Raw genomic sequence first — 890 nt, 5'->3', positions numbered from 1 at the left:
TGTCTATATTTCTATTTTTCAAATTTAAATATAATTATATTCATTTATAATATTTAACATATTTAAAAGTAATTTTGATGAATTATTAGTAGCTATATTTTCAAACTTTTCATAAGTTTTATTAGCATTTTCATCAGCCTTATCAGATATACTTTTTATAGCAATAAAAGGTACATTATTTATATCACAGACATGTGCAATTGCTGCTCCTTCCATATCTACACATTTTGAATCATGATCTGCTAATATTATCTCTTTAAATTCATTATCAGATATAAAAGCTTCACCTGTAACACATTTTCCAATATGATAATCATATATTTTAAAATTTTTATCATCACAACCTTCAACTGCTATTTCTAAAAGTTTTCTATCAGATATAAAGCTTTCTTTATAAGGAAAAGAATTTTGCATCCTAGCTTTTCTTACATCATGATATGTAACTTCGTCAACAATAATAATATCACATATATTTATATTATCTTTTAAAGCACCAGCAACTCCCGTATTAATTAATTGACAAATATTAAATTTATCAATTAATATTTGAGTACAACTAGCTACATTAACCTTTCCAATTCCAGCTTCAACTAAAACTATATCTAAATTTTTATATTTTGCTATATAAAATTTTAATCCTATATGCTTTTCTTCTGAAATTATATTTAAAAAATTTTTTATCTTGTTTATTTCACTATTTATAGTTCCTATTATTCCAATAATTTTTTCTTCTCTAAAACTTTTTCTTTTTTTAGTAATCCCAAACATGTTATCTCCCCCCAAATACCATTTATATTATTATATTGTAGAAAATACAATATAATAATATAAAAAGAAGAACAAAATCTACTTCGCAGACCGCCTTCGGCACTTTAATTAAAGTTATCCAC

The 890-nt window shown here is 23.4% G+C and carries 1 protein-coding gene; it reads right to left on the bottom strand.

Features of this window, described 5'->3' with window-relative positions:
• Positions 1 to 24 precede the first annotated feature (24 nt).
• A complete protein-coding gene (locus tag GBZ86_RS16365; RefSeq protein WP_152892432.1) occupies positions 25 to 768 on the bottom strand; it encodes a 5'-methylthioadenosine/adenosylhomocysteine nucleosidase in 744 nt (247 codons plus the stop codon).
• Positions 769 to 890 lie beyond the last annotated feature (122 nt).

The sequence above is a fragment of the Clostridium tarantellae genome (assembly GCF_009295725.1).
Taxonomy (GTDB): domain Bacteria; phylum Bacillota; class Clostridia; order Clostridiales; family Clostridiaceae; genus Sarcina; species Sarcina tarantellae.
This window is presented reverse-complemented; position numbering and strand designations above follow the sequence as displayed.